Below are 16,750 nucleotides of genomic sequence, written 5' to 3'. Positions count from 1 at the left end.
TAGACGAACATCTTCGAAACCGTATGAGAATAGTCATCTGGAAACAGTGGAAAACCAGTGAGAAAAGGATGTGGGGGTTAAAGAAACTTGGCGTACCCGAATGGATGGCAAGACAATCCGTAGGATTTGCAGACCATTATCAGGCGGTAGCAAAAACAGCCGGACTTCGCAAGATAACAAAAGAAATCCTCGCAAAGCGAGGACTCATTAGTTGTTTAGATTATTACATGAATTGAACCGCCGTATGCCGAACGGCACGTACGGTGGTGTGAGAGGGAGGAGAAAGTCCTCCCTACTCGATTGCATAAATTTAAGGAGTATAAAGCAGTTCATATAATCTCCGAAGAGGCATTTGGTTTGGTACCCAGGCGTCTCTTCAATTTTTTATATAAAAGTTGAGTAGCATTGAGTAAATCAGGAGTTAATAAAATGGAAGTGATTAATATAAAAATTGATAGCATAATTCCATACGAGAAAAATCCACGAAGAAACGATGAAGCCGTGAAATTTGTTAAAAATTCAATAAAAGAATTCGGATTTAAGCAGCCGATTATTATTGATAAGGATAATGTAATTGTATGTGGCATACACGTCATAGGGCGGCCGTAGAGCTTAAATTAAGTGAAGTGCCATGTATTTATGCGGATGACTTAAACGACGAGCAAATAATGGGCGGTCGCGGTGCAAGCCTAGGGGTTAGCGTAAAAGGCAAAAAGTACGGCTCCGAATACAGAACCATACTAAAGAATGGATACAACCATAACGAAAATGATGGCAAAAAAGGGGCCTCTAAGTTAAGTTTAAAAGAAGTAAAGATGGTAGAAAAGGTTAATAAAATCTGGTATAATTATATTAACAAAAACAGGTAGTAGTATAGGATGGAGTACATGGTGATGGCCAAGGCTCCGGTTCGAATCCGGGCGCCTGGTGAGATAAGTGATAGTATAATGTGAGTACATGGTTGCAGGCCAAGGCGCTGGTTAAAATCCAGACACTTATTTCATTTTGATTAAAAGACACTTAGGGATAGGTGTCTTTTTTTGCGCGAATGAAAGAGGTGATAATATGGGTGGCAGAGGTGCAAGTTTAGGAAGCTTCAACTCAGAAAAAAGTAATCATTTTTTCGCTGTGCATGAAGATGGTAGTAGGGCAAAAATAACTGAGTATAAATTCTTTGAAAACAAAGGGCTATTTTATGCTAGGGAAGAGGGATCTGGTGAATGGATATCGCCAATGACGAGAGAACAAGCCCTAAGAGATGCTAAAAATGCGGTTAAGGCAACATTAGTTGACCCTAAAAAACTTGATAAATATAAAAAACATGTCGCAAAAATTGAAAAGAAGAACGCTGAAAAGTGGAGAAAGGAAGATATTAAAGACCGCCTAAAGAGAATGAAAAATGGTGAAAAATTTTATGCAAACTAGGCTCGTGTCAGTAGAGCGGATAGAGGATATAACACTTATAAGGGTGGTAAACGTGACGTAAGAAGTGAGTATATAAAATATTCTGTATCTCAAAAGCTAGCAGAAACGAAGGGAGATCTTGAAAGACTTGATGGCTGATATCATGGTAATACCGCTCGAAAAGGGTAAGATTAAGCAGGCTAACCAGATAAAGAATCTTGCACAGTTGCAAGGGTTAAATGTCGACACAGAAACCCACCTTGATAGAAGAAGAGTATCGTAGTAGAATAGATAATAAGAAGTGGTTAGATGCAGAATTTTCTAGGATAAGAAGCTGAAAATACATATTAAGAAGCATGGGCACGAATATGGTAGTATTAGCCCTGAAGAATATGTACAAAAAGCCCGAGAACTATTAGCCGAACCATTAAGTGATGATGTGTTAGGCTTTGTTACTAAATCAGGATTTGTATTTAAGGGTAGAATAAGCACTAACGATTTTGCTTTAGGTAGGCAGGATATGAAAATATCAACATTTTTTAAGTATGAGAATGGAGTGAACGATTATATGAGAGAGCAGGTGGAGAGGTTTGGTAAACTATAACAATAATATTACCAGAAAAGAAGAATGCGATTATCCAATGAAATGCCCTGTTTGTGGCAATTGGGTTGATTTCTTTGATATTTGTGATAATTGCGGATATCAAAATCAAGGTATTGATATAGATAATGGTGTAAAAGGACCCAATAAAATGACACTCACGAAGGCGAGAGAAGCATATGCAAGGGGTGAACAGGTGGAGTAATGGATAATTTTAAATACATATATAGGATTTTGAAGATACTTGAAAAGTCTATGGATTTAGAAGAGTTCGACCCGGAGTTAATAGGGTATAAGGAATTTGATATATCTAAACCTAGGTGGTCAAGGATAATGTCAATGTTGAAAGAACAAGAATACATACAGGGTATTGACGTATGGTATTCACTAGACCAAGATTACCCAAGGGTGAAATTGGCTAGACCTGAAATAACATTAAAGGGCTTAGAGTATCTTAATGAAAACAGCATGACGAAAAAAGTACATAATGCTGCCAAAGGAATAAAAGAATTGATATAGGCATCTTAACAGTAGTTAGGGTGCTTTTTTAGTACAAAGAAAGAGATGGGGGGAAGGAAAAAGAAGATGGTCCATATCAGTTACTAAGTCAAGCAGTTGCAGAGGGGTTACTTCACGTCAACTGCCAAAATAATCTAAATACTTTTTATCCTGGTATTAGTACTAAACCACCAACGTTAGACCCTAGTAAGGTTGATGAGGCTTATAAGGAAACTCAGCGGCAAAGAAGATTAGAGAGGGCAATCAGGAGACAGAAAAGAGTTGTTGCAGGAGTAATAGAATTAAGGAGAACACTTAATTACTATTTTAGTGAAATATGTACTTCTTAATTCTTTTTTTATTGAAAAATTAAGAGAAAGGGGGTAAAAATGGGGAATTTTGAAAAGATAACAGCACTCTATGAGAGATTAAGTCGTGATGATGAACTGCAAGGAGAAAGTAACTCTATCATCAATCAGAAAAAAATATTGGAAGAATACGCAAGCAAAAATAATTTATCAAACATCATTCACTTTACAGATGACGGAATCAGCGGAACACAGTTTGACAGACCGGGATTTATGGCAATGATGAACGGAGTCAATCAAGGAAATATTAGTTGTATCATTGTAAAAGATATGAGCAGACTTGGCAGAGATTACCTCAAAGTCGGTCAATGTATGGAGATACTAAGACAAAAGGGCGTAAGACTAATCGCTATCAATGACAATGTAGATAGTTTTTACAGAGAAGATGATTTTACCCCCTTTAGAAATATCATGAACGAATGGTATGCAAGAGATACATCAAGAAAAATCCAATCTACCTTCAGGTCAAAAGGCGAAAGTGGGAAACATACGGCAAGCACACCGCCTTATGGCTATATCAAAGATGGAAAAGATAAAAATAAGTGGATAGTAGATGAAAAAGCAGCCGAAGTAGTAAGGCGAATATTCAATATGACCATGCAAGGCAATGGTCCGTATCGAATAGCAAAGATATTGGAGAGTGAAAAAGTAGATATACCCGCCTATCATCAACAGAAATTAGGCTATGGACTATATCAAAGCAAAAACTTTGAACATCCCTATCGTTGGTGTAGTTCCACCATAGCAAGTATTTTAAAGAAACAGGAATACTTGGGACATACAGTCAATTTCAAAACAAGAAAGCACTTCAAGGATAAGAAAAGTAAATATGTATCCGAGGATAACTGGCTTATTTTTGAAAACACACACGAGCCAATCATAGACCAAGAAACCTTTGATAATGTGCAAAGGATAAGAGGAAATGTAAAAAGGTATCCTGACGGTTGGGGCGAATATCACCCACTCACAGGACTGATGTATTGTGCAGATTGTGGAAGCAAGATGTATGTTCATAGAACAAGCAATTATAAGAATGTCCCATACTATGTTTGTAGCAATTATAAGAAAGTACCTTGTGGAACACTTTGCCCATCAGCACACAGAATAAAAGCAGAAGCAGTCCTAAACCTTATTAGGGAGACACTGAAAGACATTAAAAAATACCTTGATGAAGATAATGAAGCCTTTATCCGTTCTATTCAAAATGAAATGGAAGAAAAAGAAAAAATAGAGATAGAAAAGAAAAAGATAAGATTAACGGAAAGCCAAAACAGACTTCAGGAACTTGAACGACTTATGTGCAGAATTTACGAAGATATGATCCTGAATAAAATACCGAATAATCGCTATGAAATCCTTAATAATCAATATGAAACAGAACAGGTCGCTTTAAGTAAAGAAATTAAGGACTTGGAGCAGCAGGTATCGAGATATGAAAAAGAAACAGACATAGCTAAGAAGTTTATATCTCTTATCAGTCGTTATGAAAATTTTGATGAACTTACAACTACAATGATAAATGAGTTTGTAGAAAAGATTATCGTACATGAAAGAGATAGAAAAGGAAGTCAAACATCAAAGCAAAAGATAGAAATTTATTTTAATTTCATAGGCAATTATGAACTACCACGGGCAGAGTTAAGTGAGGAAGATAAACAAAAACTTGAGGAAGAAGAAAGAAAAATCAAGGAAAGAAAAGATAAACTACATCAAAATTACCTGAAACGAAAAGCAAGCGGAAAACAGAAAGAGTATGAAGATAAATATAAGGCAAGAAGAGAATAGAAGAAACAGGAGAAAATAAAGGTTTTGAAAAGAGTGGGGATACCGGTGAGTGAGTATATAAAAGCAAATATTTAAATCTATCTTGACAAATACTGAATTATGATTTATTATTAAATATAAATTCAGTATTGGAATAGAAAGAGGTGTGCCATGGCACAAGTATTAAAAGAAGAAGTTAGAAATAGAATACTCGAAGCAGCAGAAAAAGTATTTTATAAAAAGGACTATAGAGGTGCCAAATTAACAGAAATTGCAAAAGAAGCAGATATTCCTGTGGCACTAATTTATACCTATTTCAAAAATAAGGAAGTTTTGTTTGATGCAGTAGTAAGTTCTGTTTATATAAACTTCGAGTCAGCTTTTAATGAGGAAGAATCTTTGGAAAAAGGCTCTGCTTCTGAAAGGTTTGATGAGGTTGGAGAAAATTATATTCATGAACTTTTAAAAGAGCGTAAGAAGTTAATTATTTTAATGGATAAAAGCTCAGGTACAAAGCATACAGAAGCAAAACAAAAACTTATATCGCAAATGCAGATTCATATTGAAGTGAGCCTAAAAAGACAATCAGAAAAAGAATATGATCCAATGCTTGCCCATATTTTAGCCAGTAACTTTACAGAGGGGCTTCTTGAAATAGCAAGGCACTATCAAAGTGAAAAGTGGGCAAAAGATATGCTAAAACTTATTGCAAGGTGTTATTACAAGGGAGTGGAATCCCTATAATCAGCACTAAAAAATAGACTTTGCGTAATTAGCAAAGTCTTACTTTAAACCTTAATACTGAATTAAAATTCAATATTATTCAATTTTGAAAGGAGAGTTGTTCATGCCGGAAAAAGAATTAAGAAAAAAAGTGATTGGGAAAAACGGTTTATCCAATTCACTTCTTGCTTTAAAAATAGTATTTGATTTGATACCACAAATCTTACTCGTATATTTGATTAGTTCTTTAATTACAAACAATATTAACGAAGGTAATTTAAAGTATATATTTTTGGGAATCTTTATATCGTTTGTATTAAAAGGAGTGTTTTATTATTTTGCAACAAAGGTTGCCCATGAGAAAGCATACGAAAAATTAACAGAACTTAGGTTAGATATTATCGGTCATCTGAAAAAACTAAGTTTGGGATTCTTTAAAGAACATAATACAGGAGAGCTTACCAACATTGTCCAACATGATGTAGAACAAGTGGAAGTATATCTTGCTCATGGTCTCCCTGAAATAATGTCAGTTACACTTCTGCCTACCATTATTTTTGTAGCTATGATTTTTGTGGATTGGCGTCTTGCTCTTGGGATGATTGCCGGAGTTCCACTCATGTATTTGGTAAAAGTTCTTTCACAGAAAACAATGGATAAAAACTTTGCGATTTACTTCAATCATGAAAACAGAATGAGAGAAGAGCTAATGGAATATGTAAAAAATATTTCTGTGATTAAGGCTTTTGCTAAAGAAGAGGAAATTAGTGAAAGAACATTAAAAACGGCAAGAGAATATATTTACTGGGTTAAAAAGAGCATGGGGATGGTTACAATTCCAATGGGACTCATTGACATATTTATGGAAATTGGAGTGGTTATTGTCATGATTTTGGGAAGCATATTTCTTTATCATGGAAATATTACAACGCCTAATTTTATCCTTGCCATTATTTTATCGTCTGCTTTTACTGCTTCTATAAGTAAGACAGCTACATTGCAACATTTTTCTATTGTGTTTAAGGAAGCGTTAAAGGCGATAGGGAAAGTATTAACAGTTCCACTTCCAAACAAAAAGACAGAACAAGGTTTAGAATTTGGAAACATAGAATTTAAAGATGTGAATTTTGCATACGGAAAAGATAGCTTTGAGCTTAAAAATATCAATTTGAATTTTAAGAAAAATAGTTTGAACGCCTTTGTAGGAGCAAGCGGTTGTGGAAAGAGTACGGTATCTAATTTGCTTATGGGATTTTGGGATGCAGATGAAGGACAAATACTGATAAATGGAAAAGATATAAAAGAATATAGTCAAGAAAATATCTCAATGCTGATTGGTAGTGTGCAACAAGAAGTTATCCTTTTTGACTTAAGTATTTTTGAAAATATAGCAATTGGAAAACTAAATGCAACAAAAGAAGAAGTCATAGAAGCTGCTAAAAAAGCAAGATGCCATAATTTTATTTCAGCATTGCCAAATGGATATGAAACACGAGTAGGTGAAATGGGAGTTAAGTTATCCGGTGGAGAAAAACAAAGAATCTCTATAGCAAGAATGATACTGAAAAATGCACCGATTTTAATATTAGATGAAGCAATGGCGGCTGTTGATAGTGAAAATGAAAGACTTATCGGCGAAGCAATTGACGATTTAAGCAAGGATAAAACCATCATTACAATTGCTCATCATCTAAATACGATTAGAGATTCAGACCAAATTATTGTTATGGATAAGGGTGTTGTTCTTGATGCAGGAAGCCATGAAGAGCTGATGAAAAGATGTGATTTTTATAAGGATATGGTTGAAGCACAGAACAAGGTAGATAGATGGAATTTGAAAGAGGTGGTAACAGAAAATGTTTAGAGAAATGTTAAAACTACTTACAAAAACCGGCAAGAGAGATTTGATTATATCAAGTGTATTCTTTGCCCTTTATGGACTAAGCTCCATAGCCATGATTGTTATCGTATTTTCTATACTGTTCCAAATCTTTGATGGAACGAGCTTAGCAAGCCTATATAAATATTTTATTGCGATTGGATTACTTGTAGTCTTCAAAGGTATTTGTAACATGGTTGCGGATATGAAAAAGCATAGTGCAGGTTTTGATATTGTTCAGCAAATCAGAGAACGCATGATTATCAAATTAAAGAAATTCAGCTTGGGATTTTATACCAATGAAAGACTGGGCGAGATCAATACAATTTTACACAAAGATGTTGATAATATGTCCCTTGTTGTAGGACACATGTGGTCAAGAATGTTTGGTGATTTTTTGATAGGTGCAGTCGTATTTGTTGGTCTTGCAAGTATTGATTTAAAACTTGCTATTCTAATGGCTGTATCTGTTCCGATTGCACTTATCTTTCTATATCTGACAATTAAGCAATCTGAAAAAATAGAGAATCAGAATAACTCAGCACTTCTTGATATGGTTAGCCTATTTGTTGAATATGTGAGAGGAATACCTGTATTAAAGAGTTTTTCTAACAATAAGAGCTTGGATAATGAGCTTATGAATAAAACAAAGAAGTTTGGAGAAACAAGTAAATCAGCTTCAAGATTTAAGGCAAAACAATTATCTATATTTGGATTTTTACTGGATATTGGATATTTGGTTCTTTTAATTGCAGGAACAATATTTGTTGTAAAGGGAAATCTTGATGTACTTAATTTTATTATCTTTGCGGTAATTTCAAAAGAGTTTTATAAGCCGTTCGCTTCTATGGAACAACACTATATGTACTATGTTTCGGCGGTGGACAGTTATGAAAGACTTTCAAGAATTTTATATGCAGATGTAATACCGGATAAAGTGGATGGGATTGTTCCGAAAGATAATGATATAGCTTTTGAAAACATAGATTTTTCCTACGAAAAAGACGAATTTAAAATGGAAAACTTGAACTTTTCTATTGCTGAAAAGACAATGACAGCCTTAGTTGGAGAATCAGGTAGTGGAAAGACTACGATAACCAACTTGCTTTTAAGATTTTATGATGTGCATAAAGGGAAAATTACACTCGGAGGAACTGATATAAGGGATATTCCTTATGATGAGCTTTTAGATCGTATCAGCATTGTCATGCAGAATGTTCAACTGTTTGATAACACGATTGAAGAAAATATCAGAGTAGGTAAAAAAGGAGCAACGAAAGAAGAAATCATTGAAGCTGCAAAGAAAGCAAGGATACATGATTTCATTATGAGTTTACCAAAAGGTTATGAAACTGATATTGGAGAAAATGGTGGGATTTTATCAGGTGGACAAAGACAAAGAATATCTATTGCAAGAGCTTTTCTAAAGGATGCACCTATTTTAATTCTTGATGAAATGACAAGTAATGTTGATCCTGTAAATGAATCTTTGATACAAGATGCCATTACAGAACTTGCAAAAAATAGAACTGTACTTGTAGTGGCTCATCATTTAAAGACAATTCAAAAAGCTGACCAAATTCTCGTGTTTCAAAAAGGCAATTTACTTGAAAAAGGAAAGCATGGGGAACTTCTTGATAAAAATGGTTACTACACAAAATTATGGAAAGCTCAGTACGAGGTATAATCATGATTTTGTTAAAAGATGTTTCTTATGAATGGGAAGATGGGCGAACTGCTTTAAAAAATATCAATCTTGAAATTAAAAAAGGTGAATTTGTTTTGATTTCAGGGAAAAGTGGAAGCGGTAAAAGTACTCTTGGAAGTGTAATGAATGGTCTTATTCCGCATTATTACAAAGGCAAAATGCAAGGAGAAGTCTTTGCGTTCGGAAAAGATATAAGCAAATTATTACTTCATGAAATAGGGCATATTGTAGGGACTGTATTTCAAGATCCAAGAAGTCAGTTTTTTACGACAACTACAGATGAAGAAATAGCTTTTGGTCTTCAAACGATTTGTAAATCAAGAAAGGAAATCAAACAGAGAGTAGAAGAAGTATATGCAGAACTGGATATTGAGGAACTGAAAGGAAAATCTGTTTTTGAATTATCAAGCGGACAGAAACAAAAGATAGCTATTGCAAGCATCTATGCGATGAATCCGAAAGTTTTAATTTTAGATGAACCTTCAGCAAATTTGGATATGAAAGCAACATTTGATCTGTTTTTAATTTTGGAGAAATTAAAGAAAAACGGAACAACGGTTGTTCTAATTGAGCATCGTTTGTACTATGTAAAATCTTTATTTGACCGTTTTCTTTTGGTGAAAGATGGAGAGATTGCACAGGACTTGAGTCGGGAAGAAGTTATCCATCTTGAAGGGGAGTTTTGGGATGAAAATGGACTAAGAACTCTTGAATTAGAAGAATACAGGATAAGTGAGAAGAAAGATTCATATCAATTAAATGATAAAAGTATCAACGGAAAAGGCTTGAGATTTTGCTATCCGAACGTAGCTAAGGATGGAGAGAAACAAAACAAGTACATCTTAAATCATCTTGATTTCAATATGGAGTGTGGAAAAGCCTTTGGTCTTATTGGATTAAATGGTACTGGGAAAACTACTTTTGCAAGGGTAATTTCAGGACTTGAGAAGATAAAAGATGGAACAATATGGGCGGGAGAAGATAAGTCGCTTAATCATAAAGATTTAATGGATATGTCATATTTTGTCTTTCAAGATTCAGACTATCAGTTGTTTTCGGAAAGTGTACTTGATGAAATGCTACTTGGTATTTCAAGTAAAGATAAAAAAGAAAATACACAAAAGGCAAAGTTTATTTTGAATGTACTTGGCTTAGATAAATACGTTGATAAACATCCGTTTGCTTTATCAAGAGGAGAAAAACAAAGACTGACAATAGCTTGTGGAATGATGAAACAGGCAAAAGTTTTTATCTATGATGAACCAACATCAGGTTGTGATAAAGACTCAATGCTTTCGGTGGCAAAATTGATTGAAGAACAATTAAAAAATGGGACAACAGTTTTGGTAATAAGTCATGATTTTGAGTTTTTAGCAAACACAGTAAGCGAGCTGTGGGTAATGGGAGATGGAAAAATAGAAACTGTTTTGAATATGAGTGAAAGTAACAAATTTCTCATATTAGACAAGATGAGAGGAGGTAGTAAGCTTGGCAGATAGAAAAACCATTGATCCGAGAATAAAGCTTACTCTACTTCCAATTGTTGGATTTACGAGCTTTTTTATAAGCGATACAATTCTACTTTTTATTCTAATTGTTTTTGCCTTTTTTCTGTATGTATATAGCAGTATGTGGAAAAGGGCGTTACGCTTTATCTTGTTTTTTGTGCTTTTATACTGCATAGAGTTAGGGCTTAGCAAGTTTTCTGAAGCAAGTATCGTATTTGCAATATATATGTTTATTTACTTTGCATCAAGAATGACCTTAATTGCTATGTTTGGTGGATATATAACAAAGACTACAAGTGTAAGTGAAATGCTTGAAGCATTAAATAGAATGAAAGTACCAAGAAGCATTGGTATACCTTTTAGTGTTTTGCTTAGGTTTGTACCAACTATAAAAATAGAACTCAAGGCATTAAAAGAGAATATGAAGATTCGAGGAATTGTTACAAGTAGATTTTTCCCATTGCTACACCCAATTAAATACATTGAATATACACTTGTTCCGCTTTTAATGAGAATGATTAAGATTTCAGATGAATTGTCAGCTTCAGCACTCATTAGAGGACTTGATAGTGATGAGAACAGGGTAACATTAACGGAATTGCAGTTTAGATGTGCAGACTTAACTATTGGACTATTAGGAGCTTTTATGATTGCTCTTATGATAGTAATACAGAGAATTTATTAGGAGGACTTTTATGAAAAACAAATTAAATGGTCGTGATTTTATTACAATCGGAATTTTTAATGCAATTGGAATTGTCATATACATGGCAGTTGCATTTGCTATGGCAACAACAGTTATTGGAGGATTTATTGCTTCAGGAGTTAGCTTTATGGTAGCAGCCACCGTTTATATTCTTATGGCTGTGAAAGTTAAAAAGAAGGGCGTATTTACAATATCAGGAACGCTTCTTGGTTTAATTGCGTTGTCAGGAGGACATTTGCCTCATGCAGTCTTTGCTGTAATCGGTGGAATTATATGTGATTTGATTATAGGAAATTATGAGAGCAAGGGACGAATGATTATTGGATATGGGACATTTGCATTAGCAGATTTTTTAGGGACTGTAATTCCTGTGATTTTATTCGGAACTGCTTCTTTTGTGGAAAGAGCATCAAAATGGAAAATGAGCGAAGCACAAATAAATGAAGCATTATCTTATTTCAAAGTTTCGTGGGCAGTAGGCTTTGGTTTGACAACTTTTGTTCTTGCTTGCATAGGAGCATTCGTTGCAACAAAGATACTCAAAAAGCATTTTGAAAAAGCAGGAGTGATTTAATAATAAATTTACTTAGGAGGGAAAATAATGGAGGGATAATTATGTCAAAACTTATAGTTTCAGTTTTCACAGAACGATATAATTATCCTTTTTTATTCTTGGAATTGCTTACACATAGCAATAATACTTTGTCATAAACAACAAAATAGAAAATTATATAAGACATTAGTTTTTAAGTCGAGAGGACATTTTACGCCAAAGTGTAGAAGTCCTCCTTTTTTATTCTCAAAAAGCAAAACAGAGAACTTAAAAAAGGAGGATAACTAAGTGGCAAAGAAAGAATATTACCTTTATGTCAAAGGCAAAGCTGTACCTGTAAGCGAAGAAGTCTACAAAGCCTATTGGAAGATAACAGAGCATGAAAAGTATCTCCAAAGAAAAGATTGGAAGCATAATGTTATACCATTTTCGGCACTGGAACATGATGGACACTTTGTAGATAACATCATAGATGAAAAAATAGACTTAGAAAAAATTGTAGAGGTAAACATGCAAATTGAAGAACTTCATAGAGCATTAAATACTCTCACAAAAGAAGAAAGAGAGTTAATGGAAGCCATCTTCTACAAAGAAGAAAGTCTAAGGTCAATCAGCAGAAGAGAGAAAGTTACACATCAAGCAATCAGCGGGAGGAGGGATAGGATTTTAGAAAAACTGAGAAAGATTTTAGAAGATAAAATCTAAAAACTTGGAAAGGTTAAGTATCAAAAAAGGTGCCTAACCTTTCTTTATGGAAACAAGCAGATACCAAAACGGAGGAATTAAAAATGAAGAAAGAAAATACATTACAGGAAGTACAGGAACAAATTTCTGAACTTCAGGAAGAAAGAGAAAAGTGCGATGTAAAGCTGAAACAATTACAAAATCAAGGCAAAAAATTAGAAAAACTTGCAAATGAAAGAGAACGAAAAAGAAGAAATCATAGGCTCATACAAAGAGGCTTGATAGTAGAAAGAGTGGTTAAAAATCCTCTTATGTTTACCAATGAGGATATAGAAAAGTTGTTAAACATCTCTACTCACACAGAAGAATACAGACAAGCCTATGAAGAAATGATAAATGGGAAAGATATGGAAGATGAAATAATCATCGAGTAGACAGAATAAAAAACTTAGTTTTTTCAGAAGCTCCCTGCAAGGGCAAAAAGCTTCGCAGAACGAAAAGCACCCTTTAGGGTGTATAATTGCGCCCTTAGAAAAACTAAGGGATTTTAGCAAGTCTTTGAAAATCCAAAACTTAATAAAAACATACGGATAAAGCAGATAGGAAAAGATACAAAAAATAGCCTGTCTGTTTTTTCCTTTACCTGAAAACAAATAAAAAAATGAAAGGAGCTTAAAAGTGGCAGAAACATTTCACTTTAGTATTTCTATTATAAGCAGAGGTAAGAGTAAATCAGCAGTTGCAAGTGCAGCATATATCTCTTGTGAGAAAATCAAAAATGAATGGGACGGAGAAGTTCATGACTATCATAATAAAAAAGGACTTTTACATTCAGAAATCTTCTTGCCGGAGAATGTTCCTATAGCATTAAAAGATAGAACTACTTTATGGAACAGCGTTGAACTAAACGAGAAAGCAAGCAACGCACAGCTTGCAAGAAACTTCATTATTGCCTTACCGAAAGAATTATCCTTTGAAGAAAATAAGAAACTCATTACCGACTTCATACAAGAAAATTTTGTATCAAAAGGAATGATAGCAGACCTTGCAATCCATGATGAGAGTGATGAAGAAAATAATAATATCCATGCACATATTATGACTACCCTCAGACCAATCAATGAAAAAGGAGAGTGGCAGGCAAAAAGCAAAAAGGAATATGTAATTGATGAAAATGGAGAAAAGATAAAACTAAAAAGCGGGAACTACAAAACAAGAAAAGTAGAGCTGACAGACTGGAACAATAAAGGAAACGCAGAGAAATGGAGAGAGAATTTTGCAAGACTTTGTAATCAGTATTTAGAAAAAAATCATCAAGAAAAGAGAGTGGATCATCGTTCCTACAAAAGGCAAGGGATAGAAGAAATCCCAACCATTCACATGGGAGCAAGTGCCAGTGCCTTAGAGAAAAAAGGAATCGAAACCGACAAAGGAAACATCAACAGAGAAATAAAAAAACATAACTCTTTAGTAAAAGCTATCAAGAACAAGATAAAAGAAATCACTTCTTGGATAGACTCTTTACTTGGAAATCTACAAGCTAAATACGATGAGTATAAACAGACCCAAAAAGATGAACTGGAGAACAAAGCAGAACTCTTTAACCTCTATGAATACATCTCTATCTATAACGAAATACAGGGAGAAAAAACAAAAAATCTATCCTACTACGGACAGATAAAAAAAGGAAATGCAGACCTAAAGAGATTTGTAAAAGCAATCTACTATTTGAAAGATAATAATCTTCAAACCATAGCAGACCTACAAGAAAAAGTCATTGAACTGGCAAAGCAAAGTAAAAAGATAAGTGAAGATATTCAAAGCAAAACCCAAAGAATAAAGGAGTTAAATCGTTGCTTTATTTGTGCAGACATCATCAAAGAAAATAAGGCGGTATATCAGGAATATAAAGATAAAACTTTTCTTAAAGATAAATTTTACAATTCACATAAAGATGAAATTGAAAACTACAAAAAAGCAAGAAAGACTATAGAAAAATTTACTGGGACATCAGCTATAAAGTCGAGTGATTGGCAGAAAGAAATATCAAGCCTTGAAAATCAGATACAAGACTTAACCAAAAATAAATCTAAAGTACAAGACTAATTTAAGCAGATAGACCATATCAAATATGCAGTAAAGATTGTCAATGATGAGTATGGAATAGATTTATCCATAGAGATAGACAGGGCAATTAAGAGAGGAGATAAACCAAGTGTAATTGCACAACTGAAAAAATTTCAAGAGCAAGAGGAAAGAAAGGAACAGTACAAACAAAAAGCCAAGGAAAAGGCTAAAGAAAATTATAAAAATAAAGGGGAGGAAAGATAAAAATGGCAGACAACAGAAGATACTATTGGTTAAAATTGAAAGAAGATTTTTTTACAGATAAGAGAATCAAAAGGCTAAGAAAAATATCAGGAGGAGATACCTATACAATCATCTATCTTAAATTGCTTTTACTTAGCTTAAAAGATAGTGGAAAGCTGTATTATGATGGAGTAGAAACAGATTTTATCAAAGAGCTTGCCTTAACGATTGATGAAACGGAAGATGATGTAATGGTTACAGTAAATTATATTGTAGCACAAGGATTGATGGAGATAATCACAGAAAATGACGAGTATTTTTTAACAGAAATTCCAAGTCTAATAGGTTCAGAAACAGCTTCTACAAGGCGTTCAAGGAAATCAAGAGGACAAAAAGCGTTGCAATGCAACACTGGTGCAACATCTTGCAACCTTTTTCAACAAAACTGCAACGGAGATATAGAGATAGATAAAGAGATATATAGAGTTAGAAAAAGAAAAAATATCCCCCTCCTTTTACGGAGAATATAAAAATGTTTCCTTAACTGATGAAGAATATGGAAAATTAAAGGAAAACAGTAAATCAAAAGTATATACCTTTGAAGATTATGACAAGGGTGAACACTTGTAGACCTCGTATAAGACGGTGGAAAGGTGTTTTTAGAGCGTTAATGATAAAATAGGTACAGACTATAGCTAAGTGTAAAATAGGGCTTAAAATTGCAGTATGGAAAAAATATCGTATTTATGATAAAATGATAATGATATTGTAATAAACTCAGTTATAAGGAGAGGATATATAAATGCGAATTCAATTTACTGTAACCGATGAAGAACTTGAAATTTTAACTAAAAAAGCAATAGAGGGAGGGTTCCCAAGCATTACTGAATATTGCAAGTGTAGCAGTTTACAAGAAAATACAAGCTATGCTGACTTATATACTACCTTATTAAACAAAATTAGCTCTTTACCGAAAGGCAAAGAATTTGTTTTGAGAGAGTTAATCGCAACACCTCCGGCATTGATTGGCAGATGGTTTTACGAAAATGTAAATAAGAGACTTGTAAAAAATGTGGAACACATAGGAAAAGCTGAAGGTGGAGTAGAAAAATACAAAAAAATATAAGACTTATTCAAAAAGCTACGCAGTGCGTGGCGAATTGGAAAAGAATTTAGATAATGTTGGAGGTGCATTTAATGGCAGATGAAAACAGAGAAATTGTAGTGATAGATGAAACTACAATGAAAAGCAAGATTTACTATATACGAGGTCAAAAGGTTATGCTTGACTTTGAACTTGCTGAAATATATGGGTATGAAACAAAAACATTTAATCAGCAAGTTAAGAATAACATAGAAAAATTTGATGAAGATTTTAGATTTCAACTTACCAAAAATGAATGGGAATTTTTGAGGTCAAAATTTTTGACCTCAAAATCAGATGAAGGTTCAGGCGGTAGAAGATATATGCCTTATGCCTTTACAGAACAAGGTATTTATATGCTGATGACTGTATTAAGAGGAGAACTTGCTGTCAAGCAAAGCAAGGCTTTAATACGAATGTTTAAGCAGATGAAAGACTTTATAGTTGAAAACCAAGACTTTATCACTTCGAAAGAATTATTACAAATAGCAGTACAGACAAACCAAAATACAAAGGATATAGCAATAATAAACAATAAAATTAGTACTTTAGCTACAAAAGAAGATTTGAAAAAGGTGATGGATAATTTTATAGATCCAGACACTTACAAGCATTTCCTTTTAATGAATGGAGATAAGATTGAAGCAGATGTTGCTTATACAAAAATATATAAGTCTGCAAAGAAAAGCATTTATGTAATAGATAACTATATAGGCTTGAAAACCTTAGAATTATTAAGGGCTGCAAAAGACAATGTCGAAATTATAGTCTTTAGCGACAATGTGAAAAACAAGGATATGCTGACAAAAAATATCCTAAACGATTTTAGAAAAGATTACCCTAATATCAATCTGAAGATGAAAATTGCAGGTAAAAAGTATCACGATAGGTATATTGCCA

The 16,750-nt window shown here is 33.7% G+C and carries 19 protein-coding genes and 2 pseudogenes; all 21 read left to right on the top strand.

Going from position 1 to position 16,750, the window contains the following annotated elements; genetic code table 11:
- Positions 1 to 236, top strand: a 236-nt coding sequence (locus F823_RS0109250) for a hypothetical protein (RefSeq protein ID WP_019595651.1), incomplete at its 5' end; no start/stop codon positions are given.
- 193 nt (positions 237 to 429) lie between these two features.
- Positions 430 to 609: a ParB N-terminal domain-containing protein gene (locus F823_RS10670; protein WP_002846345.1), complete on the top strand. Its 180-nt coding sequence runs from the start codon at positions 430 to 432 to the stop codon at positions 607 to 609.
- A complete protein-coding gene (locus F823_RS0109240) occupies positions 579 to 869 on the top strand; it encodes a ParB N-terminal domain-containing protein (RefSeq protein WP_002846344.1) in 291 nt (96 codons plus the stop codon). The genes F823_RS10670 and F823_RS0109240 overlap by 31 nt, the downstream gene beginning before the upstream one ends.
- Before the next feature lie 196 nt (positions 870 to 1,065).
- Positions 1,066 to 1,425 (top strand): hypothetical protein, encoded by a 360-nt coding sequence (locus tag F823_RS0109235; RefSeq protein WP_019595664.1) that lies wholly within the window; start codon positions 1,066 to 1,068, stop codon positions 1,423 to 1,425.
- A gap of 118 nt (positions 1,426 to 1,543) precedes the next feature.
- Entirely contained in the window at positions 1,544 to 1,687 is a 144-nt protein-coding gene (locus F823_RS11205; RefSeq protein ID WP_004167191.1) for a hypothetical protein, read from the top strand.
- 307 nt (positions 1,688 to 1,994) lie between these two features.
- Positions 1,995 to 2,210 (top strand): CPCC family cysteine-rich protein, encoded by a 216-nt coding sequence (locus F823_RS0109220; RefSeq protein WP_004167253.1) that lies wholly within the window; start codon positions 1,995 to 1,997, stop codon positions 2,208 to 2,210.
- Positions 2,210 to 2,524 (top strand): YjcQ family protein, encoded by a 315-nt coding sequence (locus F823_RS0109215; protein ID WP_002846338.1) that lies wholly within the window; start codon positions 2,210 to 2,212, stop codon positions 2,522 to 2,524. Before F823_RS0109220 ends, F823_RS0109215 begins: the two co-directional genes overlap by 1 nt.
- 101 nt (positions 2,525 to 2,625) lie before the next feature.
- Positions 2,626 to 2,853: pseudogene (locus F823_RS11440) on the top strand (phage minor capsid protein); the annotation flags it as partial.
- Between the two features lie 39 nt (positions 2,854 to 2,892).
- Positions 2,893 to 4,653, top strand: a pseudogene (locus F823_RS10665) (DUF4368 domain-containing protein); the annotation flags it as partial.
- Positions 4,654 to 4,806: 153 nt separating this feature from the next.
- Positions 4,807 to 5,379: a TetR/AcrR family transcriptional regulator gene (locus F823_RS0109205; RefSeq protein ID WP_004167387.1), complete on the top strand. Its 573-nt coding sequence runs from the start codon at positions 4,807 to 4,809 to the stop codon at positions 5,377 to 5,379.
- 103 nt (positions 5,380 to 5,482) lie between these two features.
- A complete protein-coding gene (locus tag F823_RS0109200; protein ID WP_001114254.1) occupies positions 5,483 to 7,222 on the top strand; it encodes an ABC transporter ATP-binding protein in 1,740 nt (579 codons plus the stop codon).
- Positions 7,215 to 8,924, top strand: a complete 1,710-nt coding sequence (locus tag F823_RS0109195) for an ABC transporter ATP-binding protein (RefSeq protein WP_019595662.1) — start codon at positions 7,215 to 7,217, stop codon at positions 8,922 to 8,924. Before F823_RS0109200 ends, F823_RS0109195 begins: the two co-directional genes overlap by 8 nt.
- Before the next feature lie 2 nt (positions 8,925 to 8,926).
- Positions 8,927 to 10,444: an ABC transporter ATP-binding protein gene (locus tag F823_RS0109190; protein ID WP_019595661.1), complete on the top strand. Its 1,518-nt coding sequence runs from the start codon at positions 8,927 to 8,929 to the stop codon at positions 10,442 to 10,444.
- Positions 10,434 to 11,138: an energy-coupling factor transporter transmembrane component T gene (locus F823_RS0109185; RefSeq protein WP_004167383.1), complete on the top strand. Its 705-nt coding sequence runs from the start codon at positions 10,434 to 10,436 to the stop codon at positions 11,136 to 11,138. The genes F823_RS0109190 and F823_RS0109185 overlap by 11 nt, the downstream gene beginning before the upstream one ends.
- A 10-nt stretch (positions 11,139 to 11,148) precedes the next feature.
- Positions 11,149 to 11,733, top strand: coding sequence for an MptD family putative ECF transporter S component (locus F823_RS0109180; protein WP_018372013.1), 585 nt, complete (start codon positions 11,149 to 11,151; stop codon positions 11,731 to 11,733).
- A 267-nt stretch (positions 11,734 to 12,000) separates the two neighbouring features.
- Complete coding sequence (locus F823_RS0109175) at positions 12,001 to 12,417, top strand: sigma-70 RNA polymerase sigma factor region 4 domain-containing protein (protein ID WP_019595660.1); 417 nt, start codon at positions 12,001 to 12,003, stop codon at positions 12,415 to 12,417.
- A gap of 83 nt (positions 12,418 to 12,500) precedes the next feature.
- Positions 12,501 to 12,830 (top strand): DUF3847 domain-containing protein, encoded by a 330-nt coding sequence (locus F823_RS0109170; RefSeq protein ID WP_019595659.1) that lies wholly within the window; start codon positions 12,501 to 12,503, stop codon positions 12,828 to 12,830.
- 244 nt (positions 12,831 to 13,074) lie between these two features.
- Positions 13,075 to 14,502, top strand: a complete 1,428-nt coding sequence (mobQ, locus tag F823_RS10660; protein WP_019595658.1) for a MobQ family relaxase — start codon at positions 13,075 to 13,077, stop codon at positions 14,500 to 14,502.
- A 227-nt stretch (positions 14,503 to 14,729) separates the two neighbouring features.
- On the top strand, positions 14,730 to 15,236 hold the full coding sequence (locus F823_RS10655; RefSeq protein ID WP_002843518.1) for a phage replisome organizer N-terminal domain-containing protein: 507 nt from the start codon (positions 14,730 to 14,732) through the stop codon (positions 15,234 to 15,236).
- 272 nt (positions 15,237 to 15,508) lie between these two features.
- On the top strand, positions 15,509 to 15,832 hold the full coding sequence (locus F823_RS0109155) for a hypothetical protein (RefSeq protein WP_002843523.1): 324 nt from the start codon (positions 15,509 to 15,511) through the stop codon (positions 15,830 to 15,832).
- Positions 15,833 to 15,903: 71 nt separating this feature from the next.
- A partial coding sequence (locus F823_RS0109150) for an ORF6N domain-containing protein (RefSeq protein WP_019595657.1) occupies positions 15,904 to 16,750 on the top strand: 847 nt, incomplete at its 3' end.

The sequence above is a fragment of the Peptostreptococcus anaerobius VPI 4330 = DSM 2949 genome, from assembly GCF_000381525.1.
GTDB classification, from domain to species: domain Bacteria; phylum Bacillota; class Clostridia; order Peptostreptococcales; family Peptostreptococcaceae; genus Peptostreptococcus; species Peptostreptococcus anaerobius.
The sequence above is the reverse complement of the archived record's forward strand: the minus strand, read 5'-3'. Positions and strand labels throughout refer to the sequence as shown.

Excerpts from the sequence above, each read along its gene's own strand:
- F823_RS10670 (WP_002846345.1), top strand. The coding sequence starts at position 430 with ATGGAAGTGATTAATATAAAAATTGATAGCATAATTCCATACGAGAAA.
- F823_RS0109240 (WP_002846344.1), top strand. The coding sequence starts at position 579 with ATGTGGCATACACGTCATAGGGCGGCCGTAGAGCTTAAATTAAGTGAA.
- F823_RS0109235 (WP_019595664.1), top strand. The coding sequence starts at position 1,066 with ATGGGTGGCAGAGGTGCAAGTTTAGGAAGCTTCAACTCAGAAAAAAGT.
- F823_RS0109215 (WP_002846338.1), top strand. The coding sequence starts at position 2,210 with ATGGATAATTTTAAATACATATATAGGATTTTGAAGATACTTGAAAAG.
- F823_RS0109205 (WP_004167387.1), top strand. The coding sequence starts at position 4,807 with ATGGCACAAGTATTAAAAGAAGAAGTTAGAAATAGAATACTCGAAGCA.
- F823_RS0109200 (WP_001114254.1), top strand. The coding sequence starts at position 5,483 with ATGCCGGAAAAAGAATTAAGAAAAAAAGTGATTGGGAAAAACGGTTTA.
- F823_RS0109195 (WP_019595662.1), top strand. The coding sequence starts at position 7,215 with ATGTTTAGAGAAATGTTAAAACTACTTACAAAAACCGGCAAGAGAGAT.
- F823_RS0109190 (WP_019595661.1), top strand. The coding sequence starts at position 8,927 with ATGATTTTGTTAAAAGATGTTTCTTATGAATGGGAAGATGGGCGAACT.
- F823_RS0109180 (WP_018372013.1), top strand. The coding sequence starts at position 11,149 with ATGAAAAACAAATTAAATGGTCGTGATTTTATTACAATCGGAATTTTT.
- F823_RS0109170 (WP_019595659.1), top strand. The coding sequence starts at position 12,501 with ATGAAGAAAGAAAATACATTACAGGAAGTACAGGAACAAATTTCTGAA.
- F823_RS10655 (WP_002843518.1), top strand. The coding sequence starts at position 14,730 with ATGGCAGACAACAGAAGATACTATTGGTTAAAATTGAAAGAAGATTTT.
- F823_RS0109155 (WP_002843523.1), top strand. The coding sequence starts at position 15,509 with ATGCGAATTCAATTTACTGTAACCGATGAAGAACTTGAAATTTTAACT.